The sequence below is a fragment of the Shewanella sp. MEBiC00475 genome (genome assembly GCF_005234075.1).
In the GTDB taxonomy this organism is placed as follows: Bacteria; Pseudomonadota; Gammaproteobacteria; order Enterobacterales; family Shewanellaceae; genus Shewanella; species Shewanella polaris.
The window spans coordinates 3,562,380-3,586,487 of the sequence record NZ_CP039928.1; the positions used below are offsets into that span (position 1 = coordinate 3,562,380).

General features: G+C 38.9%; 24 protein-coding genes and 1 other RNA gene. 14 read left to right on the forward strand and 11 right to left on the reverse strand.

What is annotated here, in order from left to right; translation table 11 throughout:
- Positions 1–239 precede the first annotated feature (239 nt).
- The gene (locus FCN25_RS15890) at positions 240–488 is read left to right on the forward strand and encodes a TIGR02922 family protein (protein ID WP_137226395.1); all 249 of its coding nucleotides are present in this window, start codon (positions 240–242) and stop codon (positions 486–488) included.
- Between the two features lie 101 nt (positions 489–589).
- Here FCN25_RS15890 and FCN25_RS15895 read toward each other — a convergent pair whose 3' ends face one another.
- Positions 590–1,183: a TetR/AcrR family transcriptional regulator gene (locus FCN25_RS15895; RefSeq protein ID WP_137226396.1), complete on the reverse strand. Its 594-nt coding sequence runs from the start codon at positions 1,181–1,183 to the stop codon at positions 590–592.
- A 145-nt stretch (positions 1,184–1,328) separates the two neighbouring features.
- Here FCN25_RS15895 and FCN25_RS15900 point away from each other — a divergent pair, with 145 nt between their 5' ends.
- The 4 genes from FCN25_RS15900 (at position 1,329) to FCN25_RS15915 (ending at position 4,953) form a co-directional block, all read left to right on the forward strand.
- Entirely contained in the window at positions 1,329–2,372 is a 1,044-nt protein-coding gene (locus FCN25_RS15900) for an alkene reductase (RefSeq protein WP_137226397.1), read from the forward strand.
- A gap of 262 nt (positions 2,373–2,634) precedes the next feature.
- A complete protein-coding gene (locus FCN25_RS15905; RefSeq protein WP_254693786.1) occupies positions 2,635–3,957 on the forward strand; it encodes a leucine-rich repeat-containing protein kinase family protein in 1,323 nt (440 codons plus the stop codon).
- 200 nt (positions 3,958–4,157) lie between these two features.
- Positions 4,158–4,349: a ribbon-helix-helix domain-containing protein gene (locus FCN25_RS15910; RefSeq protein ID WP_011636565.1), complete on the forward strand. Its 192-nt coding sequence runs from the start codon at positions 4,158–4,160 to the stop codon at positions 4,347–4,349.
- A gap of 259 nt (positions 4,350–4,608) precedes the next feature.
- A complete protein-coding gene (locus tag FCN25_RS15915) occupies positions 4,609–4,953 on the forward strand; it encodes a zinc ribbon domain-containing protein YjdM (RefSeq protein WP_137226399.1) in 345 nt (114 codons plus the stop codon).
- A gap of 351 nt (positions 4,954–5,304) precedes the next feature.
- Here the strand turns inward: FCN25_RS15915 and ssrA are convergent.
- Positions 5,305–5,660, reverse strand: a transfer-messenger RNA (tmRNA) gene (gene ssrA, locus FCN25_RS15920).
- Between the two features lie 145 nt (positions 5,661–5,805).
- Positions 5,806–6,297 (reverse strand): SsrA-binding protein SmpB, encoded by a 492-nt coding sequence (gene smpB / locus FCN25_RS15925; RefSeq protein WP_137226400.1) that lies wholly within the window; start codon positions 6,295–6,297, stop codon positions 5,806–5,808.
- A gap of 237 nt (positions 6,298–6,534) precedes the next feature.
- Between smpB and FCN25_RS15930 the strand changes: the two genes are divergently transcribed.
- Entirely contained in the window at positions 6,535–6,972 is a 438-nt protein-coding gene (locus FCN25_RS15930) for an SRPBCC family protein (RefSeq protein WP_137226401.1), read from the forward strand.
- Positions 6,962–7,297 (forward strand): RnfH family protein, encoded by a 336-nt coding sequence (locus FCN25_RS15935; protein ID WP_137226402.1) that lies wholly within the window; start codon positions 6,962–6,964, stop codon positions 7,295–7,297. The genes FCN25_RS15930 and FCN25_RS15935 overlap by 11 nt, the downstream gene beginning before the upstream one ends.
- A 113-nt stretch (positions 7,298–7,410) precedes the next feature.
- Here FCN25_RS15935 and FCN25_RS15940 read toward each other — a convergent pair whose 3' ends face one another.
- Positions 7,411–7,914, reverse strand: coding sequence for an outer membrane protein assembly factor BamE (locus FCN25_RS15940; protein ID WP_137226403.1), 504 nt, complete (start codon positions 7,912–7,914; stop codon positions 7,411–7,413).
- A 334-nt stretch (positions 7,915–8,248) separates the two neighbouring features.
- On the opposite strand from FCN25_RS15940, the gene FCN25_RS15945 reads away from it, so the two are divergent.
- The 6 genes from FCN25_RS15945 (at position 8,249) to FCN25_RS15970 (ending at position 17,381) form a co-directional block, all read left to right on the forward strand.
- On the forward strand, positions 8,249–9,085 hold the full coding sequence (locus tag FCN25_RS15945; protein WP_137226404.1) for an SAM-dependent methyltransferase: 837 nt from the start codon (positions 8,249–8,251) through the stop codon (positions 9,083–9,085).
- Between the two features lie 262 nt (positions 9,086–9,347).
- Positions 9,348–9,560: a hypothetical protein gene (locus tag FCN25_RS15950; RefSeq protein ID WP_137226405.1), complete on the forward strand. Its 213-nt coding sequence runs from the start codon at positions 9,348–9,350 to the stop codon at positions 9,558–9,560.
- Between the two features lie 5 nt (positions 9,561–9,565).
- Positions 9,566–11,311 carry a GGDEF domain-containing protein gene (locus FCN25_RS15955; protein WP_137226406.1) on the forward strand — a complete coding sequence of 582 codons (1,746 nt, stop codon included), beginning with the start codon at positions 9,566–9,568 and terminating at the stop codon, positions 11,309–11,311.
- Between the two features lie 1,184 nt (positions 11,312–12,495).
- Entirely contained in the window at positions 12,496–14,151 is a 1,656-nt protein-coding gene (gene aceB / locus FCN25_RS15960) for a malate synthase A (RefSeq protein WP_137226407.1), read from the forward strand.
- A 92-nt stretch (positions 14,152–14,243) separates the two neighbouring features.
- Positions 14,244–15,560, forward strand: a complete 1,317-nt coding sequence (gene aceA / locus FCN25_RS15965) for an isocitrate lyase (protein WP_137226408.1) — start codon at positions 14,244–14,246, stop codon at positions 15,558–15,560.
- Between the two features lie 420 nt (positions 15,561–15,980).
- Positions 15,981–17,381, forward strand: a complete 1,401-nt coding sequence (locus FCN25_RS15970; protein ID WP_175405947.1) for an HDOD domain-containing protein — start codon at positions 15,981–15,983, stop codon at positions 17,379–17,381.
- Between the two features lie 93 nt (positions 17,382–17,474).
- On the opposite strand, the gene FCN25_RS15975 is transcribed toward FCN25_RS15970, so the two are convergent.
- The 4 genes from FCN25_RS15975 to FCN25_RS15990 form a co-directional block, all read right to left on the reverse strand.
- The gene (locus tag FCN25_RS15975) at positions 17,475–18,080 is read right to left on the reverse strand and encodes a nuclear transport factor 2 family protein (protein ID WP_137226409.1); all 606 of its coding nucleotides are present in this window, start codon (positions 18,078–18,080) and stop codon (positions 17,475–17,477) included.
- A gap of 57 nt (positions 18,081–18,137) precedes the next feature.
- Positions 18,138–18,962, reverse strand: coding sequence for a M90 family metallopeptidase (locus FCN25_RS15980; RefSeq protein ID WP_137226410.1), 825 nt, complete (start codon positions 18,960–18,962; stop codon positions 18,138–18,140).
- Positions 18,963–19,303: 341 nt separating this feature from the next.
- Complete coding sequence (locus FCN25_RS15985) at positions 19,304–19,723, reverse strand: hypothetical protein (protein WP_137226411.1); 420 nt, start codon at positions 19,721–19,723, stop codon at positions 19,304–19,306.
- Positions 19,683–20,429, reverse strand: coding sequence for an AAA family ATPase (locus FCN25_RS15990; RefSeq protein WP_137226412.1), 747 nt, complete (start codon positions 20,427–20,429; stop codon positions 19,683–19,685). The genes FCN25_RS15985 and FCN25_RS15990 overlap by 41 nt, the downstream gene beginning before the upstream one ends.
- 427 nt (positions 20,430–20,856) lie before the next feature.
- Between FCN25_RS15990 and FCN25_RS15995 the strand changes: the two genes are divergently transcribed.
- On the forward strand, positions 20,857–21,078 hold the full coding sequence (locus FCN25_RS15995) for a DUF3820 family protein (RefSeq protein WP_137226413.1): 222 nt from the start codon (positions 20,857–20,859) through the stop codon (positions 21,076–21,078).
- Between the two features lie 103 nt (positions 21,079–21,181).
- Here FCN25_RS15995 and FCN25_RS16000 read toward each other — a convergent pair whose 3' ends face one another.
- The 3 genes from FCN25_RS16000 to FCN25_RS16010 all read right to left on the reverse strand — a co-directional run bounded on the left by FCN25_RS16000 (position 21,182) and on the right by FCN25_RS16010 (position 24,022).
- Positions 21,182–21,748 carry a GNAT family N-acetyltransferase gene (locus FCN25_RS16000; RefSeq protein ID WP_254693661.1) on the reverse strand — a complete coding sequence of 189 codons (567 nt, stop codon included), beginning with the start codon at positions 21,746–21,748 and terminating at the stop codon, positions 21,182–21,184.
- A gap of 58 nt (positions 21,749–21,806) precedes the next feature.
- Positions 21,807–22,109, reverse strand: a complete 303-nt coding sequence (locus FCN25_RS16005; protein ID WP_137226415.1) for an NrfJ — start codon at positions 22,107–22,109, stop codon at positions 21,807–21,809.
- A 176-nt stretch (positions 22,110–22,285) separates the two neighbouring features.
- Positions 22,286–24,022, reverse strand: a complete 1,737-nt coding sequence (locus tag FCN25_RS16010) for a bifunctional UDP-sugar hydrolase/5'-nucleotidase (RefSeq protein ID WP_137226416.1) — start codon at positions 24,020–24,022, stop codon at positions 22,286–22,288.
- Positions 24,023–24,108 lie beyond the last annotated feature (86 nt).

Consider the following 24,108-nt stretch of genomic DNA (forward strand, 5'->3'; position numbering starts at 1 on the left):
TTCTTATTTACACCTCAATTGTGTTAACTTTATGTATCAATTGTTTTTAATCAATAACACTATTTGATAGTATGTCTTTGTTTAAAACAAACCATAAAATAAGGGAAAGGATCTCTCATTTGGTGAAACCTATATAAATAGGCCATCGTTTCACCTATTTATCCTGAGATGTGTTGATGAATAATATGATCAATATCATTTAAACACTTAACCACTAAGCTCGAACTGAGAGTCCAAATATGAAATTTAAATCTGCCGAAGCAGGTCAACCACCAATTTCGACGGTAACCGTGTTGTATTATGATGCACCAGTCGGCCTTGAAATGTTCAATGCAGTGCTGACTGATTTACACATCAGCCAAACTGGCCGTGTGATGATCCCTGATTCATTTCGTCAAGGTAAATCGATTATTGCAGTACTAGAAGGCGAGTGTAAGATATTGAATTCATTAGGTGAACGTGTTTATTCACAGCGCGTAGTAACTTAATATTATGATTCAATGATGTAAGTTTAACAAAAAAAAGACACCATAAGGTGTCTTTTTTTGTGCTGTTTGAGATGTGCGTAGCTTACAATCGGAGTGTTATGCTACAACGAATTATTGCATAATAAATCGACCAACAACTTATCAGCCAAAGGCTGTAATACTTCCGTGTTAGGTTCAGTGTGAGCCACGGTCCGTAAACCGTATATTCCCATCACCAAATATTGCGCTAAAAATTGACTATCGCTTTCTTGTGATATCAACTGTTGTACTTTTGCTGTTTCAAACACTGATGCTAATGATTGATGCCAAAGCTGCAACATTTGGCAGGTTATTTGTTTAATTTGTTCATCTTGCTCACCCATCTCACTTAATGATTTGGTCAGTAAGCATGACTGAGTCGCATCACAACTTAAACACTCTTGTACTATTACTGCTAGATAATCACCTAAGTTGTCTATCGCAGAGTGATCATTAGCAAATAATTGCTCAAACTGGTCACTGCGATGTTGTTGATATTGTTCAATCGCAGCAATAAACAAGCCTTTTTTATTATCAAAGGCACAGTAAATTGAACCTGGATGCAACCCCGTGGCTTTAGTGAGATCTTGCATGCTGGTTTTAGCGTATCCATTGACTAAAAAGGTGCTCATGGCAGCACGTAAAACTGTTTCTCTATTAAATTCAGCGTGTCTCATATCTGCTCACTTTTGGTCAACAACAAAGCGTGATAACTCATAACACTCAAGTCTAACTAAATTTGAATATACATTCAAAATTTACTTGAATGTATATTCAATTAAGATTAATCTTGAATGTATATTCAAGATAGGAGTTAGTCAAATGCTGGCCAATTTATTTACACCTTACAAACTCAATGACACCTTAACATTATCAAATAAGATTTTAATGGCACCGTTAACGCGTTGTATGGCAGATGATGATCTTGTGCCGACGCAAAAAATGGTAGATTACTATGCTCGCCGTGCAGACGCGGGTCTTATCATCAGCGAAGCGACCATTATTCGCCCTGACGGCCAAGGTTATCCAAACACCCCAGGCTTATTTACTCCAGCTCAAATTAATGGCTGGCATGTTGTCACCGATGCAGTGCACAAAAATGGCGGTAAAATATTTGCCCAGCTTTGGCATACTGGTCGAGTTGCACATCCACACTTTTTTGGTGGTGGCGAGGTGTTATCTGCTTCAGCACAAGCGGTTGAAGGTACTGTGCCTAGAATGCGTGAATTGGTTTATCAAACACCAAAGCCTGCCACGTTAGACGATATTAAGCAGTTAGTCGCAGATTATGCTCAAGCCGCTGCAAATGCGATTGAAGCCGGTTTTGACGGTGTTGAAATACATGGTGCAAATGGTTATTTAATTGACCAGTTCTTACACCATGACAGTAATCGTCGTGATGATGAATACGGCCAGACTCCAGAAAACATGTCTCGTTTTGCCTTAGAAGTCGTTGATGCTATTACAACCAGAATTGGCGCAGACCGCACAGGGCTTCGCTTATCTCCTGGTGCTTATTTCAATATGGCCGCGGATCCGCGTGACCGTGCAGTATTTGATTATTTATTACCAGAATTATCAAAACGTAATCTCGCATATCTACATGTAGGGATTTTTGACGATTCAACTCAGTTTGATTATTTAGGTGGCAGTGCATCTGCTTACATGCGCAGTGTTTACACTGGTACATTAGTGGGCGTTGGCAGCTATACCGCAGAAACGGGTAGCGCTGCAATTGAAGCTAATAAATTTGACTTGTTAGCTATTGGTCGCCCATTTATCGCTAACCCAGACTATGTGGAAAAAGTGCGTGATGGCGGTGAATTAGTCACCTACACCGACAACATGCTAGCAGAACTGATTTAAGCCTGTTTGTTATTTTTTGTTTGTTGTTTTGCGTTAACCACTTCAAGTGAAGTGGCTATACGTAGTTTGTAGGAATCCCTTTCCCATGCTTATGTTAGGCGCGGGGAGTGGCGCTAAAATCATCAACCCCTATTTTTGTTTTTTAGCATCCGTCTTGACCACAGCTTTAGCTGTGGTTTTTTTTGGTTAAAGTTTGTAAGACATTTGTCTCAGTGAGTGTAGTCCATTACTATGACGACAATTTTCGCCAAAGAGAAACATGATGCAAACACTGCAGCAATTAAATAATGGTTCGTTAAAAGGTTATCAACGGATCACTATCGCAGAACAACTGACAGAGTTTCCAGATAAGTTGTTTGATTTAGCTGATACTTTAGAAGTACTCGATCTTAGCAATAACCAATTGTCATCATTACCCGATAACTTTGCTGACTTGCATCAACTTAAAATCTTGTTCATATCGAATAACCTATTTGAACATCTTCCTGCTGTATTAGGCCAATGTCCAAAATTAGAAATGATAGGTTTTAAAGCCAATCAAATTCGCACAGTACCTGAAGCATCCATTCCAAAGCAAACCCGTTGGTTAATATTAACCGATAACCACATTGAGCAACTACCAGACAGTTTAGGTCAATGTTATCGTCTCGAGAAACTTGCGCTAGCGGGTAACCGATTAACCGCACTGCCTAATAGCATGGCAAGCTGTCATCAATTAGCCCTAATCCGTTTGTCTGCTAACCAGCTCACCAAGTTACCCGATTGGTTATTTGAGCTACCTAACTTAGCGTGGTTGGCTTTTGCGGGTAACGCATTTAGTCATGTTGAACATTGCGATAATACTCGGGTACCTACAGTGCCATTAACTAAGTTTAATTTAGGCCAATTACTCGGGCAGGGTGCGTCGGGATTGATTTATCAAGCAACTCATCGCGTTGAACGTTCAAATAAAACCAGCTTTAGTAGTGATGCTAATGTAGCGATTAAGTTGTTTAAGGGCATGGTGACCAGCGATGGTTATCCAGCAGATGAGCTCGATTGTTGCTTAACCGCTGGCGAGCACCCAAACTTGATTAATGTGGTTGCACAAATTAATCAACCAGAGCAACTGGGTTTAGTGATGCAACTTATTCCGCCAAGCTATGGCAATTTAGGTTTACCGCCGTCGTTGCAAACCTGTAGTCGCGACACTTTTGAGCCCGAAACCGTATTTACCTGGGCACGCATTACTCATATAGCTAGTCAAATGGCTGATATTTTGGTTCATTTGCATCAAAATGGTATAAGTCATGGTGATATTTATGCCCACAACATCATGATAAATACCCAAGGTAACGTGTTGTTTGGTGACTTTGGCGCCGCATCAAATTTAAAGCAATTTCCCCCACAGCATTTGCAATTAATGCAAGCGATTGAGGTTAGGGCGTTTGGTTATTTGGTCGATGACATGCTAAACCTCATCGATAACCCCAACACACCACAAGCGGCAATGTTGCGTGAATTAGTGCAAGATTGCTTGCATCACAGTTTATCAACAAGACCGAGTTTTAAAGCGCTGTTACCACGTTTAGCGAGCATTGCTTAACAGATAAACACACTCGGGCTAAGGCATGATTAGGTTTAACCTGCCTAGTTGTTTCTTAGTTTGAGTGAATAGCTCTAGTTAATGGACTGAGTTAATCGCTCGAGTGAATCGTTCTGCGAATAAAGAATACAGAATATGGTCTTTAGCCACACACTGGATTATAATCAAATTATCATGTCGTAATGAAAGGCTAGCTCACTGTGGAAAATAAAACTGCACGTTTTACTGTATTAATGGACCCGCTAAAAAAGCAGGCATTTGAACAACTGTGTGCCGCTCAAGATCTCACTCCATCACAAGTCACCCGTCAGCTTATTCGCGAATATCTTGAAAAGCATGATGTGAGTTTTGGTGACAATCAAAGTCGTCCCAATCCACAAGTAAAAAGCTAAGTTTCAATTCGCCTATTGTTATGCTATTGAATGCTATTGATTACGCACGTGGCTATGACAGCAGGTACGTTAACGGGTAAGTGGGTCTGTTGGTTATCACCCTAGGGTAGTCAATTTGTGATAATAGCATTATAATGCCATTACAATATTCGGCAGGGTAGAGACTTTTCTATTTAACGCCAATCGATAAAGCCTGTCGAACTGCGTATTAGCGCGATTAACTTGTTCGACAACTGCAAAGAACACAGAGAGTAAAGATATGAGTGATATAATCCCGCCATGCCCAAAATGTGAGTCTCCGTATGCTTATTCAGACGGCACATTATTAATTTGCCCAGAATGCGCCAATGAATGGAACCCAAATGAAGAAGTGGTTGATCCTGACGCAATCATTTTAAAAGATGCTAACGGCAATTTATTAGCAGAAGGCGACAAAGTCACCTTAATCAAAGATCTTAAAGTAAAAGGTTCATCACTCGTGCTTAAAGTCGGCACTAAAGCAGTAATCAACCACTTAGTCGACGGTGACCACGACATCGATTGTAAAGTTGATGGCAATGGCCAAATGATGCTGAAATCGAAGTTTGTTAAAAAACAAAGCTAATAGCGATAGAGCTAGTCGTTGTAAGTGACCATTAATTAGCTTTTGCCTGATTAACAAAAAATCCCAGCAGGCAGCAATGCCAGCAGGGATTTTTTATGGCCAACGGTTCAAGTCTTACTGCCACATCTGAACGGGTTATTGTTGTTCCAAAAGTATATTTTTAGCAATGCCCGAACGCATGCTTGCCCAGTTGCTTTAAATCTGCTGCAAGCAATAAGTACCAATGACGTTTTGGTGCAGAGTAAATAATGCTGGTTACGTAACAGTCATTACTATAATAACCAAAGCAGAATTCTGGGCGAGCAGACAAACAAAAAGGGCTTAGCATTGCTGCTAAGCCCTTCTATAAATTGGTGGAGGCGGCGGGACTTGAACCCGCGTCCAGAAAGCCTACATCCTCGGCACTACATGTTTAGTCTCTCTTTTATTTAACCAAGCAGTCTCCGAAAGACAGGATGCTACTTGGTGAGTCCGGTACTATTTCGCGGTTCACCCCCGGACGGAGTTCCCTCGCTAGCACACTGTAATATGACCATCAGAATCCACTGTCCACGTGCGAAACGTGTGGTTGATGGCTAGCTAGCCTAAGCTGCTAGAGAGTAGTTAGAGTCGTTTGCAACTATAACGGTGCGGCTTTTTACGAGGCCAACCGCCCCTCGACATGCTCCTTGGGTTTCGTGAATCCTGTCGAATCCAGAATCGCCCCCAATTGACGCAATTATAACGTGTTGTTAGGTGAATACCTAGCGGACATTAACAAATTATAATCGTTTGTTCACTATCTGTTCGTTATAGACCTTTGTTGGCTAAAGACTTATAGGCACTATTGGCTTCAACGGTCTATTAACGAGATTAAGCACTTTCTTTGTCTTTTTTCATTACGCGAGCTTTTTCAATTTTCCATTCGCGTTCTTTGGTGTCTTCACGTTTGTCGTGATCTTTTTTACCTTTACCTAAACCAATTTCAACTTTTACCCAAGCACCTTTACGCCAGTACATTGATAATGGCACTAAGGTATAGCCTTGGCGTTCAATTAGGCCGGCAAGTTTGTCAATTTCTTTGCGCTTTAACAGCAATTTTTTAGTTCTGACTGGGTCACATATTACATGGGTAGAAGCAGTATTAAGCGGTTGAATAGTACAACCATGCATAAAGGCTTCGCCTTCTTTAATATAGACGTAACAGTCAGATAAGTTGACTTTTCCCATGCGGATGGACTTAACTTCCCAACCCATAAGTTGTAATCCTGCTTCGACTTTTTCTTCGATGCGGAATTCAAAAGTTGCACGTTTATTGCGTGCAATGCTCGCTGAGGAATTTTTTGTTGATTTCTTTTTTACCATTTTATTACCGTTCTGATTGTCGTTGTTGACCGAAGGATGGTGCTGGACAACCCGCAGTGAGCCCATTTGATAAACTCTAATATATAAGAGATATGGGGGAGATTTATGATATTACAACGATTATACCCAGTTTCTTGGTGATTGTGTTATTTCCAACGAGATTTAACCACTCTCTAAGATGCCTTTTTTATTTAACGTGATAAAATCGAACTATTGTATTAAGGATAGTGATGTCAGATGCCCAAAATTTCCAAGAATGTACTGGTTAGATTTAGTGCCTTACAGATGTATGATTTAGTCAATGATGTTGAGTCATATCATGCTTTTTTACCGGGTTGTGTCGGCGGGAAGGTACTTGAATTTGATGGTGAAACCATGTTGGCCTCGGTTGATGTTAGTAAAGCGGGGATCAGTAAAACGTTTACTACACGTAACCAAGTGATTGAAGCTAAATCGATTACCCTTGAACTAGAAAATGGCCCGTTTAAGTATATGCACGGCTTATGGAAGTTTACTGAACTGACCGAAGATGCTTGTAAAGTTGAATTTGATTTAGATTTTGAATTTTCAAACGTGCTCGTTGATATGGCGTTTGGTAAAGTATTTAGAGAGTTAATGTCGTCGATGGTGATGGCATTTACTGACAGAGCAAAGGTGATTTATCGTGACGAATGAAACAGAAAAATTCTCGGTAGATGTCATTTACGCATTGCCTAAACAGCAAAAGATTATTTCGGTGATGGTGTCGCCGGGAACCACATTTATTGAAGCGGTTAAACAAAGTGATATGGTTAAGTTTTTTCCTGAGATTAATCTTGAAGAGGTTAAGCTAGGGGTATTTAGCCGTCAGGTTAAACATGATGAGGTTCTTGTACCTGGGCAGCGTGTAGAAATTTATCGTCCGTTAATTGCCGATCCTAAAGATGTGCGTCGTAAGCGTGCTGAAAAAGCCAAAGATGAAGGCCGTATTAATAAAATTACTGGCGCTAAAGTTAATTAACCTTAATTCGTAAGACGATAGGTTAGGTTTTTGGTGGTTATATAACAAAAAAGCAGGATCCTCGTAAGAGGTCCTGCTTTTTTATTCACATAAATCACATGTTATTGTGTAATTTATGTTGATTCATTATTTTGTTCAGCTTGAATGTTTAACTCTGGGCGTAACTCTTCAACCAAAGGTTTACTGTCGGGGCGAATTTCGGGTAAAAGCGGTTTAACTTCAGGCTCGTTCACCGATGGTAATGAACTTTCTTCAAGTGGAGTATTGAATTCAGGACTGAGATCATAATCTCCGACAACACTCGAAATTTTGTCGCCATCAAAGTGAATGATCAATTCTTTATGCGTAATACTGGCATCTCGACCACTTTTGAAATGGTATACATAGTACCAAGTGTCATCTGAGAAGCTGTCGCGCAATACTGGGCGGCCTAAAATATATTCAGCTTGTTCTTTGGTCATGTCTATACGAAGTTTGTCGACTTGCTGTGTTTCCATGTAATTGCCTTGCGGCACATCTGGCTTGTAAATCAACCAATCAAAAACACTGCATCCGCTAAGAGATAATGTAAGCGCTACTGCGCTTACAAGGGTAAGACGTTGTTTTTTGTTTATCATTGTCTGCGCTAGTTCCTAAATTCTGTCGGTCATCATACCCAAGCTGTCCCCATTCTGACAAGGGGCTATGAGCAGATGTTGTGATTTTGAGTCAATTTAACGTGCTAAGTTCCATTTTAGTGTGACAAATATATTTATCGTAAACTTTGAACTTTATTCAACCTTGTATAAATAATGTTGGTATGATGTTGTTTAACTGTGCGAATATTCAATTGTTTGATTTAAACGCTTGAACTAAAACTTATAAATATCAAGTGCTAAATGGCGTAAGCTGTTGATTGTTTGAACATATGCTTTATTTTAAACAGTAATCATTACAACATAAGAAACCACGATGACGATTGAGCAATCACAGAACACAATATTAACTAGCCCAAAGAAAGGCAATCTTGTTTGTGTTGGCACTGGATTACAACTTGCCGGACAAATCGGTGCATTGAGTTTGAGTTATATAGAGCATGCTGATGTGGTGTTTTCACTTGTTCCTGATGGATTTTGTGAACACTGGCTTAAGTCTCTCAATGCAGATGTCCGCTCACTTCAACCTTATTATGCTCAAAAAAATGAAGTAAAAAATCGTCGTGATACTTATGCCGAAATGGTGGGTGCCATCTTAGATGAAGTTCGCCTAGGCAAGTTAGTCGTATGCGCTTTATATGGTCATCCTGGCGTATTTGCTTGTGTAGGGCATTTATCCATTAAACAAGCCCGCAGTGAAGGTTTTGACGCTAGCATGTTACCGGGGATTTCTGCGGAAGCTTGTTTGTGGGCTGATTTAGGCATTGATCCTGGAAATAGTGGTCACCAAAGCTTTGAGGCTACGCAGTTCATGCTTTATAACCATGTGCCAGATCCGACTACGCATCTTTTACTATGGCAGATAGCTCTTGCGGGTGAACATACCTTGACTCAATTTAGTACCACTACAGAAAAATTGCAGATTTTGGTTGAACACTTAAATCAGTGGTATCCGCTAAGTCATGAAATTATTTTATATGAAGCGGCAAATTTACCATTTCAATTACCTGTTATAGAACGTATGACGCTGTCCACGTTACCAGATGCTAAATTAACGATGATTAGCACATTATTAATCCCTCCAGCGAGTAAGATGACTCTTAATGAAGAAGTATTGGCCAAATTAGGCATAACAGCTTTAGATATTGGCTAAGTAATTTTATTAAACAAGCTGCTGATGAGGGGGGTGGTGATTGTGTGAGGATGATATGATGTTAATTTAATATCGTCAAAAAAATGTAAATATTTTATGTAACAATGACTTGTGATATATAATCATGCTATTTTAAGATGGTTTAACTGAGAGGCTACTTTGGCAGGCTCTATTATCCAGTAACGTTAAAGATGGCTAAAAAATAGATGTAAATTTTGCTTATCCATTAGCAATATAATTTGAAAAATAAAAAGGTCACCATATGTCAAATATGAATACATTTTTTACCAAGCTTGGCACTGACGCTGTTTTATTGGAAGCATATAAACTTGATCCTCGTGGCATTATGAAAGCGAATGGATTAACAAAAAAAGAAGTTGAAGCCGTGATGTCTGGAGATAAAGCACAAATTAGCAAGTTGTCAGGTGATAAAGAAATGGCTATGTATATGATTGTAATAAACCCTACAGAGTAAATATTTTGTTCTTAAAATTATGCTACCTATTTGTCATTACCACATTGTTTTTAAGCCGTGCGGTGATTGCTGATATCATTGATTATGATAAAGAGTTAGATGCCATAGAAAAGTATTTGCAGGTTGATTTTAGTCATGCTGTTGAAAAAATTAATACGGCATTCTTATCTGAATCATTATTAACTCCGCAGCAACACAGTCGTCTGTATGGATTATTAAGTACAAAGTATATTTATTTAGGTGACTTTGTTGAAGCAGATAAAAGCTTGGACAAAGCGTTGAGCTTCAATCCTGTCGGTGAGCAACTGACCAATATTTATTTATTTAAAATTACCGCTAATATAGGACTTGGTAACTATCAAGAAGCCTTTTCTCTTTTAGAGGAAAACCTTTCCCGTATAGATAACTATCAAGATCAAAGTATAAGAGTAAAATCTTATAATCGTTTACTGAATGTGTATTTAGAACTTGAATCTTACGAGGAGATGTTACGGATCGCTCAATTGGCATTAAGTTTAAATCAAGGTGCAGACCCTCGTAACCAATGTTTTTCGATGCTATACCACTCAGTTGCCCATTTAAAGCTAACCCACTTCGATCAAGCCGATACATTATTTAAAGACACTCAGCTTTATTGTAAAGATCATGATTTTCCATTGATTGAGATTATGTCAATCAAGGGACAAGGTAATGTTCTGTTCGATAAGGGAAAGTATGCTGACGCGGAGCATTTTTATCTTGTGGCGTTAGAGCGCTATCAAAAGTTTAAATTTGAAGTCGAAATTAATGAAATACACTCTTATTTAAGCGTTATTTATTTTCATTTAGACGATTTTCAACAAGCTGAAATGTTTGCGCAGTTGGTTAACGCTTTGCCTAATAAACCCAGTAATATGCAAGTAAAAAAGCGTGTTAATGAAGTACTTTCTTTAATTGCAGGTAAGCGAGGTCAGTTTGATAAAGCATATCAGTTTCAAGTCGTTGCTTCTGCACTTGGTAAGCAATTACTTGATGAGCAGAAAGTAAAAGAAAATGCTTATCAAATGGTTCGTTTCGATAGTGTTGAAAAAACTCGTGAAAATACTAATTTAATTCAAGATCATGAACTGCTGATGAAGCAAAAAGATTTATTTATGAAAGAGAAAAGTTCATCTGTTATGTTCTCTACTTTACTTGTGGGGTTGTCTGTTGGCTTATTATTATTACTGATAGCAGCTTGGTTACAACGTAATCAATTTATGAAGCAGGCACAACGTGATGGTTTAACAGGTATTTTCAATCGCCGTGCGGGACAAGAAATTGCAGAGAATGAGTTTATTCAAACCCAAACCCTCGATGAACCATTTTCGGTTTTATTGCTAGATTTGGATTTTTTTAAACACATTAATGATCAATATGGTCATGCAACGGGTGATTGGGTATTAAAGAATGTGACTAATATAATAAATGACATGTTGAAGTCGACGGACATATTCACTCGAATGGGTGGGGAGGAGTTCGCCATTTTCATGCCAAAGCAAACAGAGCATTTTGCCGCTGAATTTGCTGAACATATTTGTCATGCTATCGCCAACATTAATACTCGTTTTTCTGGGCATGACTTTACCGTTACCGTCAGTATTGGTGTCAGTAGTGTCCATAAAGAGGATTTAAGCCTTGATCCTTTAATTCATCGTGCCGATATGGCCTTATATCATGCTAAGGCTATAGGGCGTAACTGCGTTGCTTGTTATACCGATGAGTTACAATAATTCCCTTCATTGTCTGTGTTGAGTTAATGTTTAACTGACATAACAAGCCTAAGCATTCGCGTGTTTAGGCTTTTTATTATATATAAAGGCTAATAAGCATGATTTTATCAAATGCTCTGTTTAGGCTAGAGCTTTAAAGTTATTCATCCACATTTTTTCCGTAACATTGCAGGTCGCTTCTATGATAAAGCCAATGCTAGGTTGCAAGCGCACACTTAATAATAAAATTGCTAACACCGTCTTTATCTGTGCGAGTATTTAGTTCGTTAACCCTTGCTCTGTCGGCTTAGCGTTGTCCTTCATTACCCTTATCTCAATTATCATAACTAACCGCTTAACATTCCTGCACGACTCACTCGTCCTAGCCTCTGGGTTGCTAATGCTAAAAACCTTCTTGGCGCATTTATTGTCGGTCTTTATGACATTTATTGGTTTATTTGAAAAATAATTTAATTATTTTTTCAAATAAACCAATTTACATGACCTTGTTGATCGGCCTACGTAACTCGTATTTTAATCATTAAAACACTCGATGTTTCTAACGTTTACGTAAACGTAATAATTAAACGGTTGTTTGAATATTGCTATGTGGTGGGATTGCTTAATCTACTGTTTATTATGATGTTTTATTGATTACGTGCAGGTTAACTCAAAACGTTATTAAATTGTTTAATTCAATAATATAGACCAAAGTTTAGTAAACTTATATTTACAATATGTTTTTTTATTACAACTGTTTTTACCATTTTAATGTGTTGGTAAATTGGTAAGATGAATTTAAGTTATAGTTTTTTTATAATAAGGTGTTGTATTTTTTATTGTTGTTTTACAGTTACTTATGGTTTTATCCTTATCTTGGCCTGACCAATTTCTGTGATCGTCATCAATGGTGTTTGAGTCATTTGGTAAACTGATAACTGTTGCAATTACAAACGTTTTTGGTTAGTTTTTAGTACGAAATAGACATTTGAAAGTTTTAGGTGATAACCGTTAACTTCACTTGAGTATCAATCGTTAACTGATTATTTGAACTCATTAAACGCATTAAACGCATTTATTGTTTAAACAGAGACATTAAGCTTTACGGATAAATGAGAGTGAGACGAATAGTAATTGATAACAAAATTCATTAATGAAGCAAGACAATTAGCATCAAAACAGACAGCATTAAGGGAGCCATTATTATGACGGCAGAACAATTGGTAGCTCAATACAGTAAGTCCACAGCAAATGCTGATGATTCGGTTAAAACCGATCTTACCTTTATCGGCCCCGCTGTTAATGGGCAAGATGAAGTGTTTAATGATGGCGCAGTGGCTTTCCTTGATTCTTTATGTGCCAAGTTTGCAGATGAAGTGCCTAAGCTGTTAAAGCAGCGTAAGCAAAAACAAGCTCGTATTGATAATGGCGAATTACCTGATTTTTTACCGGAAACCCGCGCTATACGAGATGGTAATTGGACCATTCGCGGTATACCTGCGGATTTAACTGACAGACGTGTTGAAATTACCGGTCCAGTTGATCGCAAAATGATTATCAATGCGTTAAATGCCAACGTAAAAGTCTTTATGGCTGATTTTGAAGATTCTTTGGCACCGAGTTGGCAGAAAATTGTCGAAGGACAAATTAACCTTCGTGATGCAGTGCGCGGTGATATTGATTTTACAGCGCCAGAAACAGGGAAGCATTATTCACTTAACCCTGATCATGCAGTATTAATTGCTCGTGTACGTGGTTTGCATCTCATCGAGAAGCACATTGAATACAAAGGTAAACCTATCCCTGGTGGTTTAGTTGATTTCGCGATGTATTTTTATCATAACTATCGTCAATTGTTAGCTAAAAATTCAGGACCTTATTTTTATATTCCTAAGTTAGAAAGCCATCTTGAAGCGCGTTGGTGGGCAAAAGTGTTTGCTTTTGCTGAAGAGCGTTTTTGTTTGGAGCCCGGCACAATTAAATGTACCTGTTTAATTGAAACCTTGCCTGCAGTATTTGAAATGGAAGAAATCTTATATGAGCTTCGTTCAAATATTGTCGCATTGAACTGTGGCCGTTGGGATTATATTTTCAGTTACATCAAAACCTTAAAAAACTATCCAGATCGTGTGTTACCTGACCGTCAGGCAGTGACCATGGATACCAAGTTTTTAAGTGCCTATTCTCGATTATTGATTAAAACGTGTCATAAACGTGGTGCATTAGCCATGGGTGGCATGGCAGCGTTTATTCCTGCTAAAGATGAAGCCACTAACGAACTAGTATTGCAAAAGGTGCGTGGCGATAAAGAGTTGGAAGCTCGCAATGGCCACGATGGTACTTGGGTTGCTCATCCTGGTTTAGCTGATACTGCAATGAAAATCTTTAATGATTACATTGGCGGCGGCAGAACAAATCAATTGCATATTACTCGTGATGTTGATGCACCTATTTTAGCCAGTGAGTTACTTGAGCCTTGTGATGGTGAGCGAACTGAAGAAGGCATGCGTTTGAATATCCGTATTGCTTTGCAATACATCGAAGCGTGGATCCAAGGTAATGGTTGCGTACCGATTTACGGATTGATGGAAGATGCTGCTACGGCAGAAATATCTCGCACTTCTATTTGGCAGTGGATCAAACATGGCAAGAGCTTATCAAATGGCAAACTTGTCACTAAAGAATTATTTAAACAGATGTTAAAAGAAGAAACGGCCAACGTAAAAAAAGAGCTCGGTACTGAGCGTTTTGAAGCTGGCCAATTCACTAAAGCGGCAGCGTTATTTGAACAAATTACTACCTCAGATGAGTTAGTCGATTTCTTAACATTACCAGGTTATGAATTGTTGACCGCTAAATAGCAAGTTAACTATATATTTATTATAGAAAAATATATTTGGTAAGGTTAATCACTTTTACTTTGCCAACTTATTAATCTGGAAGGAGTAATACTATGACTACACAACTAACTCGTCAGCAACAGGTTGATGCAATTAAGAAAGATTGGGCTGAAAATCCACGTTGGAAAGGTGTTAAACGTCCATTTACTGCTGAAGAAGTCGTGGCATTACGTGGTTCTGTTGTACCTGAAAACACAATTGCGAAGCTTGGGGCTGCAAGATTGTGGAAATTGGTTAATGGCGGAGCTAAAAAAGGCTACGTTAACTCACTTGGCGCATTGACTGGTGGTCAAGCCGTACAGCAAGCAAAAGCGGGTATTGAAGCTATTTACTTATCAGGCTGGCAGGTTGCTGCAGACGCTAACCTAGCAGGCACAATGTATCCTGACCAATCTCTTTATCCTGCTAACTCTGTACCAGCCGTCGTGAGCCGTATTAATAACTCTTTCCGCCGAGCTGACCAGATCCAATGGGGTAAAGAAGTTAATCCTGGTGATGACAATTATACTGACTACTTCTTACCTATTGTTGCTGATGCTGAAGCTGGTTTTGGTGGCGTACTGAATGCATTCGAACTGATGAAGTCGATGATTGATGCTGGTGCTGCTGGCGTTCACTTTGAAGACCAATTAGCGTCTGTTAAGAAGTGTGGTCACATGGGCGGTAAAGTTCTAGTACCAACTCAAGAAGCAGTACAAAAGTTAGTCGCTGCACGTTTAGCGGCAGATGTAAGCGGTGTTGATACCTTGGTTATTGCGCGTACCGATGCTAATGCTGCAGATTTGATGACTTCAGATTGTGATGAATATGACCGTGAGTTTGTTACTGGCGAACGTACTAACGAAGGTTTCTACCGTGTTAACGCAGGTATTGACCAAGCTATTTCACGTGGCCTTGCTTATGCCCCTTATGCAGATTTGATTTGGTGTGAAACGGCTAAACCTTGTCTTGAAGAAGCAAAGGTATTTGCTGATGCAATTCATGCACAGTACCCAGACCAACTGTTAGCGTATAACTGTTCTCCTTCGTTTAACTGGAAGAAGAATTTGGATGACGCTACGATTGCTAAGTTCCAACAAGAGCTATCTAACATGGGCTATAAGTACCAGTTCATTACGTTAGCGGGCATTCATAACATGTGGTACAACATGTTTGATCTAGCCTATGACTATGCTCGTGGCGAAGGTATGAAGCACTATGTTGAGAAAGTACAAGAACTTGAATTTGCTGCAGCTAAGAAAGGTTATACTTTCGTGTCGCATCAGCAAGAAGTGGGTACTGGTTACTTCGATCAAGTAACAACGTGTATTCAAGGTGGTAAATCGTCAGTAACAGCACTAACGGGTTCTACTGAAGAAGAACAGTTTTAGTCGTTAGCTCAACCGTTTTAAAAAGTTCGGTCACTTTGTGACTGTTGTCACCCGTACGGCTCACCTACAGGTCGTGCGGGTTTTTTACCCAAGTATAATTGATTATAAGCAATGCTTAGTAGTTGATCTTGATTATTTGGGTTCTTCCTGCCTGTAAGTTTTTTCAACCACAAATTTGTGATTGCGGCTCTTGTGAGCCGTTTTTTTTTATGCATTTTTCTTGGACAAAAATATCCTCTTGCTTAAGTATGGTGTTTTTTTAAGATCTGTGAACAACAAAAGACATTCAACACATCACTCTTTGGTGAAATTAAGTATACTAAAACCAACATTTGTTACATTTAGGTTAATTGTTTTTTGAAACCCATCACTCAGCAGAAAGGGGCGGATTACTGGACCAAACGGATCAGTGATGAAGAAATGCCTGCATTATGCTCAACAGTAAGAGACTTAGAGAAACTCGCAAAAGATGATGTATCTTCATTAGCCTTGCTCGGACGAAGTGTGATGCATGATAACGCACTCACATCACGTATTTTACGTGTTGCAAATAGCGCTATTTATAATAAAGGTATTAATCCAGTATCGACAGTAAGCCGTGCTGCAGTAGTGTTAGGCTTTGATACTATCCGCAATATATGTATTACCGCTAAACTATTGACTAATTTACTTGAAAGCCATCATCTTACTGAAAGTGTTTATAAGCGTTTATTAAAACTCATGGCACAATCATTTCAAGCGGCGATGCTTGCTAGGATGATGATGAATGACCGTGATGAGTCATTGCGTGAAGAGGTTTTTATTGCTTCATTATTGTATCGCATCGGAGAGAGTGCATTTTGGAGCATGGGTGGTGAAATAACTGAACTGCTTGATAAAAAATTATTAGCCACTGACGATCAAGTTGAACAAAACTCATTGATACGGGCTGAACTCGGCACGTCTTTTACCCAACTAACCCAAAGTGTTGCCAGAAGTTGGGGGTTAGGTGAAGTACTGATTAAATCATTAGCACAGCCAAATGAACGTATGCCTGAAATCCGTTGTATATTCCTCGCAGATAAATTATCGGATGTTGTATCCCAACCTGTCATTAATACTGAAGAATTGCACAAATATCTTTCCCAAGCAGCTAACATGTTAGACATCAGTGTGGCTGAATTTACAGAAAAGTTTATCGATTGCAGTAACATTACCCATAAGTTAGCCATTGAATATGGTGCTAAAGCTATTGTGTCTTATTTACCACATACTGCAGACGTATTAGAACATGCTGATGCGCCAGTTAAACCTCTGTTGATAAGGCAATCTAACCAAGGTTATCAACTCACAAAACTCAGACAGCTTACTCATTATGCAGTGGTAAAAACTGATTTTAATCAAATAATACATACCACTTTGGAAGGGATATTAACCGGTGTCGGAGTGGATAGGTGCGGTGTATTGCTATTATCTCCTAGTCGTAAATTATTACGGCCTAGAGTGATGCTTGGTGACAATATCGATTTGTTAAAACAAGCTTTTGTGATTGAACTTGATAAACCACAATCAGTTTTCACTCAATGTGTTCAACAGAAAAAAAGTATTTGGGTTAATGCCCCGACTGAATCAGAATGTAAGGTACAGATTAATGATGTATTGGTTGAACGTTTTTCTAGCAATGGTTTTTTACTGGCTCCATTAGCTGTTGGTACTAAAGTGTTAGGTGTCTTTTACGCCGATAGAGATGGCTCTATTCGACCATTTGCTCAAGAAGATTTTGATAGTTTTACTCACTTTAGTGAATTAGCAAATGTTTGTTTTGGGACATCGATGACATAAAGATGTTAATGATTACAATGCGGCAATATACCGCATTAATTATTCGTATTAGGGTGGTCATGCTAATGACCAGAGACCGCCATAATACTTTGTCTACTGCATAATTAAACTGGTAATTCGTTTCGCTTTATCGTTAGGAATTGGAAAGCTTAAATGATACTGAGCAATTTTCCAACCATCAACGGTATGCACTAAAGCCCCCGTTCCTCGGCTAACACCATAAGAAGGGCTATAAAGTTGTTCGTCAAACACGATTGTATCGTCAATTTGTAACAAGTGACGTGATTTCACATCGTAATGCCAGCCTTTGGTGGGTTTAGCGTAGCCCTCAAACTCAACCATATTCCAACGTTCTGATTGATCTGTGCCAATAAATACCGCTTGAGGGTGGTAAAGGCTAAAATAAGTGATCCAGTCAGCGGCGGCAGCGCTTTCGTGTAATTGGTTTAATAATGCATTGACGGCTTGGCTGTCAGCTTCAGATAAGCCTTGGTTGTCTATTAACTCACTTTCCTGACTGATGTCTTTAATCACTGCTTCACTTTCGGAGCTGACTTGTTGACTCACTTGTTTGTTATTTTGCTCGGCTTGGTTTTGCTCAGTCGTTGATTCTGCTGCTTCGATTGCGTGCAAGTCAAAGGCTGCCACAGTCGTCATTAACACGGCAATAAACCCGAGTCGGTGAATAATTGATTGCATAGTATCCTTTTTAACATAATGTTCGATTGTTTTAATTTGATTGCTTTACTTAGTATTTTAATGCCAATTTATGGGGTCTAGCTGATAAAATTGGCTCAATTCTTTATATAATTGTTGATGCTGTTGGTAAAAGTCCACTGGGCGTTCAAAAAATGTTTCACTGATCACCGCAAAAAACTCAGCAGGGTTGGTCGCACCATAATAGTTGAATAATGACGGGATATGCTGCTGAGCGCAATACTGTAATTGCTTAAATTCTTGCCCCAAGGTGGTAGACCATGAACGATACGAAGTGATATCTCGTAAAGGTGGGGCACCATTTGCCGTACCGTCTTCTTGATCAAGTTGGTGAGCGAATTCATGTATGACAACATTACTGCCATCAAATGGATCTGCAGCACCTTCTACTGTGCTGTTCCATGACAATACCACTTTACCGTATTCCCAGGACTCACCTAATAGGACATTACGTTGAGATGACTGAACTCCCGCGAGATCAGTTCGGTTTTGTTTAACAATAAATGCAGCTGGGTAGACTAAAATTTGCTTCAACTTAGGGTAATAATCGGTTTTACGGTTGAGTAATAATAAACAGGCTTGGGCCGCGATGGTGACTTTGACTTCGTCATTAATTTCGAATCCGTCACAACCGACAAATTGTTTCTCATTAATAAATACTTGAATATGCTTTTTCAGTTGAAGCTGCAAATCCGTCGGCATGGCTTTGAAGTAGGGAAAGCGTTTTTTTAATATATTGCGCCATAGTGTGGGGAATGGTTGGTTGGTGACAATGTTACGTTGGCGGTTCAGGCGCCATTGACTACTGGTAATCCATCCCACGGCTGTCATCGATATAACGAGCAATATTACAATCGCGATCATAGAAGTGTCCTGATAGTTGAAGAGGCGTTAAGATTGCTGCCCCAATCTTAATCTTAGGTATTATCTGAGATGACAAGTTTGAGCATGACTTAGTTGTTTTATTCGATGACTGTTTTTATTTCATTAGTGATTAATGGGGTAGTGAATGAACAAATTCAAGCTTTCGTGAAAACTAAATAGCAGAGGGTGAGGCTAGTGGGCTTATGCGTTGGGGTAATAAAAACACTGGCTAACAAAATTAATGTCATATTTGCAGCCAGTGAAGGGGGGAGAAAAGCGGTGCATATTTTTTGTTTTAAATATAATTTTTGATATTTTTTACAGCTAATCTACAATACTGACTAATCTGTAAAATGAGCCTCTAACATTTTTTGTTGTTGTGGAGACAAATTGAAATATCGTGAAATCAATTGCCTGATGAGTTTTGATTTTGCTATTTGACCCTGTTGGCTCAGTATCGATAGTTGATGTATTGCTGATTCACTTAAGGTAAACGTACAGCGTTTATAAGGTTGTTTCTTTTCATTATTCGCTGATTCTATTAACTCAATATGCTGTGGGTGTTTACGTTGTAAAAAATCGATTATATTGGTTTGATTATCTGCGTCGGTTGCAATCATTGTTTGCTTTACTTCATTTTGAGGACATTTTTGACCGGCGGCGTATAAATCGGCCGCAGCAATAAAGTCATCAATCGAAACCGCAATATTGTTGGTTTTTTTACATAACGAAGCGTTTTTCTTGAGATCGGCTAGTCCCATAATTTCCTCTCAATGTCGTCACGTTAGATGCGATATTGCGCTGTTCAATAAGTTGCTTTGCATCGGTAATGTCGAGTAATTCGCAGGCAATATTGCGCATTTCTGCAGCGGCTTTACCTTTGGGTTCTAATTCAAATACCGATAATCCCGACTCTTCGCTGTCATCATAAATATTGCGACTGTAATTAACCGCTTTTAATACATTGATATCATAAGTACGACAGACGTCTTTTGCTTCTAATATTCTACTTGCCTGATTAGGCAGACTAGGACATTGAGTGATTACAAATGACGCTTTCATTTTTGGATTAATCATCAAACAAGTGGCAACAATATCGTCCATATGGCTGACGGTTTTTAAATCACGTCGTTTGGGCCTTAGTGGCATTAGTACATGTGATGCCACTGACATGGTGGCTCTAAGAGCTAAATTATCTTGGCCACCACAGTCAACAATAACGTAATCATAATGTTGTTCTAAGCTGAGTAAGTCATTGCGGATTTTTCCGTAAAGCTGAACGCAGTTTATTGCGGGTAATTTGGGGTTATTGTTGCGCGTTTGGATCCAGTCCGATGTAGTTCTTTGTGGGTCACAATCTACCATGATCACGCATGCTTGTGCTTCATGGGTTAGGAATACTGCAATATTCTGCGCAAGGCAACTTTTTCCACTTCCGCCTTTTTCACCACCGACTAAAATGATCATCTACACATCCCTCCTTATCAGACTCTTTGCTTAACTGAATATAATATTTACCATAACTGTAAATACTGAAGTGTATTTCGTCAACCAGCTGATTTTTGACGCTTTTTTATTAATGTCACCTAGATGTTTAATTGACTAAAGAGTTTGTTTGGCAATAAATTGACAATTGAGTATTGGACGCGTCAATGTTATTGAAAAGTTAAACTTTATAATTACTTAAAATGTTCATATTGTGATTAGATGTTCTAAAGTTTGAAAATGAGCAGATAGGGAAGGCTTCTTGAAAACACTTATATGCCATTATTGTTTTATCTACATGTTTTATATTTCAAATTGATATAAGTGGTGTTTGGTGTTTAAACGGAATTTTTGGAGTTAACAGCGTGATACACTCTTATTATTGAAAATAAAGCAGTGGGGGGAAATAATGAATGAGCAACAATTATTAGAAGCGATTAATCAAACCATGCCATTTGGAAAATATGCTGGTCGTAAGCTACTACAACTGCCTGAGCCTTATTTGGTGTGGTTTCATTCTAAAGGCTTCCCTGAGGGGAAACTCGGTGAGCAACTGGCATTAATGTATGAAGTGAAGCTTAATGGACTGGAAGACATGCTACAACCGCTTTTAAATCGTCAGGGACGTTAAGAGTGATAACGAGCGCTGCGCTTATTGACAGCTTATCATCGCAGTTACCGCTTTTATAGGATCTTGCAGGGCGAAGTCCGCTCTAGTATCTAGGTTATTACCACTAGTTCCGTAAGCTCAGCGTTCGATTGTTATCTTTCGTTATTGCAGTTGCTGTTTTTATCGAAAGTCTGTTGATATTTTTTTTCATGTAGAAACTGGTGAACATTTGCCCGCGTTTTTGTTGATAGTTTGTATGTTGCTCAATAAAGCCCATTTTTTCAAATAACGCTTTGGATAAATATGATGCATCAACCGTTAGGTTCGGATATTGCTGTTGTAGTGCCCAGTGTTGTAGGTGTTTGTAGAGTGCGCTGGCTACGCCTTGGTGCTGATAGTTTGGATGCACATATAGGCAGTCGATGTAGCCTCGGTATTTAAAATGGGTTTCTAAACTAATAAAACCGATCACCTGTTGGTTGTCTAGCATTACCCATGCTTTATTTCGCTTGTATTGTTGTTGCCAGAATTTAGCTGAACGTGGTGCCGATGACCATACGTTGAGTTTAAGTTTTGGATATCTTGGGTGAACAATACCTTGTACCGCAGTGTGATATAACTGACTGATTTGAATTGCATATGACGCAGAAAAATCAACAATGTGCTTTGATTGTTTGATTGAGTTGTTCATAAAAAAAGACCAATCGCTAAGATTGGTCAATTATGTAAGGTTTTATCAATAAAACGAACTATTTTTTATCAATATTGCCAACAAACATGATTTTATCAAATGTTCTGTTTAGGCTAGAGCTTTTAAAGTTATTCATCCACATTTGTTCAGAAACTTCTACTTTGTCGCCTTTGCTTACTTCAGTTTGTGGACCCGCAGCCCAATATGTTTCGTTAGCTTCTTTAAGTTGAACATAGGTATAACCACCGCTATTCATGGTGTCGAGAACTTCAGCTTGGTGTAAAGCGCCTTGAGCCCATGCAGAAGAAACACCTAAAGCCAAGGTGGCAGCGGCAGCAAATGCAATTAATTTAGCTTTCATGTATGTATTCCTATTTTGCCTAAAAAGAGTTGTTAACAAACAAATAAATTTTACGTTTGCACTATTTAACCATCTCTGCTTATCGTGGTCTGTGATCTACCGCGAATTATTGTTGTCTTTCAGCTGATAGGTGTTAGCAGTTGGTTGTTAAGTGTTAAAAGGTATGAATTTATCGTTTAATCATGATGGCTAATATAATTGACGTTTGCAAACAGTAGTCCATCAATAACACGCCCATGTTGACTGACAAAATCGATAAAAGCTTCTGGTAATGTTTGGTTGTTAATCGGTTGCTGCCAATGGGCATGGAGTAATGCTCCATATCCTTCTTTGCCTGCTGCAGTATAAGAGCTTGATACGCCTAGGTATAATTGGTTCGGTTGTAGTGGTTGCCATTGATCTTGTTTGTAGATTTCAATTTGAGTGATCCGCAGACCTTTAGCTTGCTTGCCATCATAAAAATAACGCAAACCATAAGGGTAGGGGAAACTACCTGCGCCAGTGCCCATTATGCCATTATTGGTTGCGGAGTTTATCGATGACTCTAATGCTTCGATAACATATTTACCCTGAATTTTATACAAGGTCAGTGGCAGTTCAAATGGCAAAATTCGGCCCACAACATCAGCTAATGATAATTGACCTTTGTGTAATGACTGCCTAACACCACCCGCATTATGTAATGCAAAATCGATAGCGGGTTCAATATTTTTAGCGGCTTTATACATACTTCGACTTACCCAAGGTGCAATTTCACTACCATGGGGTAAGTGCTTACTCGGTAAGCGAGTATGGACAAAGTCGCGTGGAATATGAGCAAGAATTTGGTTTTCTATCGCATCTAAAGATGGTCTATATTGAGTATGAATGACAGAGTGAATAACTTCATCATATTGTGCATCTTTAATACAGGGATGAGCAAAAAGTTGTGTTACTAATTTTGCTGCGGTAGTGCTGTCGGTGGTATTACCTTCTTTAGTCGTTACTGTAATTTGTTCATCGATCATAAAATAATTGTTGCCTAACAATTCGATAACATTACCGTTCTGGTCAAAACATATATCCGCTAAACCAATGGTTTCTGCGTATTTCCCTGCATGCAAAATGGGGGTTGAATTGATTGTTTCGGCATACGGGATATTACTCCAACCTATATCACTTAGTTCACCTTGAAGTGTATGTGAGTGCCCGCCTACAATTAAGCTTATTCCATCAACTTTTGACGCGAGCTCCCGGTCTTGATCTAAGCCTAAATGGCTGAGTACAACAATGTGATAAATACCTTGTTGTTGCAAACGTTGTATTGTTCGTTGCGTAGTTTCTATGGCGTTAACAAAGTGGGTATCGGGATCGGGCCTAGCAATTAAGCGCATTTGGTCTAATGTGATACCAATTATTGCTATTTTAGTGTCATGAAATGGTTTAATTAATACTTTGGCCGTTTCAGTAGAGTCATCAAAATCGTATAGCATTGGATGGCCATAAAGTCGGCCTGATTTATGGCGGTCTTCCTGGCTTAAATCCATATTACCGGCTAATACCGGAAAATCGATACGGTTTAGAAAGGCTTGAACAGGGCTGTTACCGGCATCGACTTCGTGATTACCGAGCACCATAGCATCAGGTTTTAGCAAGTTAAGTAAATGGGCGTTGGCTGCACCTTTAAATTCTCTAAAGTACAAAGTGCCTTGAAAACTATCACCGCCATGTAAAAAAAGAAAAGGTGATTGTTTGGCTATTGCTTGTTGTCTAGCTTGTTCAATTTGATAACCTAAACGCGCGTAACCACCAGAATGCGCTTCGAGGGTATAGATTTGTTGTTGATTCTCGAGACTAAACTGAACTGGACTGGGTTCAAAATTGGAATGGGTATCATTAATGTGGGCCAAGGTTAACGTGTAGCGTTGCTTCATAAATTCCCTCTTTCATTGGAAAACGATTCTAACATTGTTTTATGAATATGGGGTGCCAAATCACCTTAGAGTTTGGATTTTAATGT

Excerpts from the sequence above, each read along its gene's own strand:
- FCN25_RS15890 (WP_137226395.1), top strand. The coding sequence starts at position 240 with ATGAAATTTAAATCTGCCGAAGCAGGTCAACCACCAATTTCGACGGTA.
- FCN25_RS15895 (WP_137226396.1), bottom strand. The coding sequence starts at position 1,183 with ATGAGACACGCTGAATTTAATAGAGAAACAGTTTTACGTGCTGCCATG.
- FCN25_RS15900 (WP_137226397.1), top strand. The coding sequence starts at position 1,329 with ATGCTGGCCAATTTATTTACACCTTACAAACTCAATGACACCTTAACA.
- FCN25_RS15905 (WP_254693786.1), top strand. The coding sequence starts at position 2,635 with ATGCAAACACTGCAGCAATTAAATAATGGTTCGTTAAAAGGTTATCAA.
- FCN25_RS15915 (WP_137226399.1), top strand. The coding sequence starts at position 4,609 with ATGAGTGATATAATCCCGCCATGCCCAAAATGTGAGTCTCCGTATGCT.
- smpB (WP_137226400.1), bottom strand. The coding sequence starts at position 6,297 with ATGGTAAAAAAGAAATCAACAAAAAATTCCTCAGCGAGCATTGCACGC.
- FCN25_RS15930 (WP_137226401.1), top strand. The coding sequence starts at position 6,535 with ATGCCCAAAATTTCCAAGAATGTACTGGTTAGATTTAGTGCCTTACAG.
- FCN25_RS15940 (WP_137226403.1), bottom strand. The coding sequence starts at position 7,914 with ATGATAAACAAAAAACAACGTCTTACCCTTGTAAGCGCAGTAGCGCTT.
- FCN25_RS15945 (WP_137226404.1), top strand. The coding sequence starts at position 8,249 with ATGACGATTGAGCAATCACAGAACACAATATTAACTAGCCCAAAGAAA.
- FCN25_RS15950 (WP_137226405.1), top strand. The coding sequence starts at position 9,348 with ATGTCAAATATGAATACATTTTTTACCAAGCTTGGCACTGACGCTGTT.
- aceB (WP_137226407.1), top strand. The coding sequence starts at position 12,496 with ATGACGGCAGAACAATTGGTAGCTCAATACAGTAAGTCCACAGCAAAT.
- aceA (WP_137226408.1), top strand. The coding sequence starts at position 14,244 with ATGACTACACAACTAACTCGTCAGCAACAGGTTGATGCAATTAAGAAA.
- FCN25_RS15970 (WP_175405947.1), top strand. The coding sequence starts at position 15,981 with ATGCCTGCATTATGCTCAACAGTAAGAGACTTAGAGAAACTCGCAAAA.
- FCN25_RS15975 (WP_137226409.1), bottom strand. The coding sequence starts at position 18,080 with ATGCAATCAATTATTCACCGACTCGGGTTTATTGCCGTGTTAATGACG.
- FCN25_RS15980 (WP_137226410.1), bottom strand. The coding sequence starts at position 18,962 with ATGATCGCGATTGTAATATTGCTCGTTATATCGATGACAGCCGTGGGA.
- FCN25_RS15985 (WP_137226411.1), bottom strand. The coding sequence starts at position 19,723 with ATGGGACTAGCCGATCTCAAGAAAAACGCTTCGTTATGTAAAAAAACC.
- FCN25_RS15990 (WP_137226412.1), bottom strand. The coding sequence starts at position 20,429 with ATGATCATTTTAGTCGGTGGTGAAAAAGGCGGAAGTGGAAAAAGTTGC.
- FCN25_RS15995 (WP_137226413.1), top strand. The coding sequence starts at position 20,857 with ATGAATGAGCAACAATTATTAGAAGCGATTAATCAAACCATGCCATTT.
- FCN25_RS16000 (WP_254693661.1), bottom strand. The coding sequence starts at position 21,748 with ATGAACAACTCAATCAAACAATCAAAGCACATTGTTGATTTTTCTGCG.
- FCN25_RS16005 (WP_137226415.1), bottom strand. The coding sequence starts at position 22,109 with ATGAAAGCTAAATTAATTGCATTTGCTGCCGCTGCCACCTTGGCTTTA.
- FCN25_RS16010 (WP_137226416.1), bottom strand. The coding sequence starts at position 24,022 with ATGAAGCAACGCTACACGTTAACCTTGGCCCACATTAATGATACCCAT.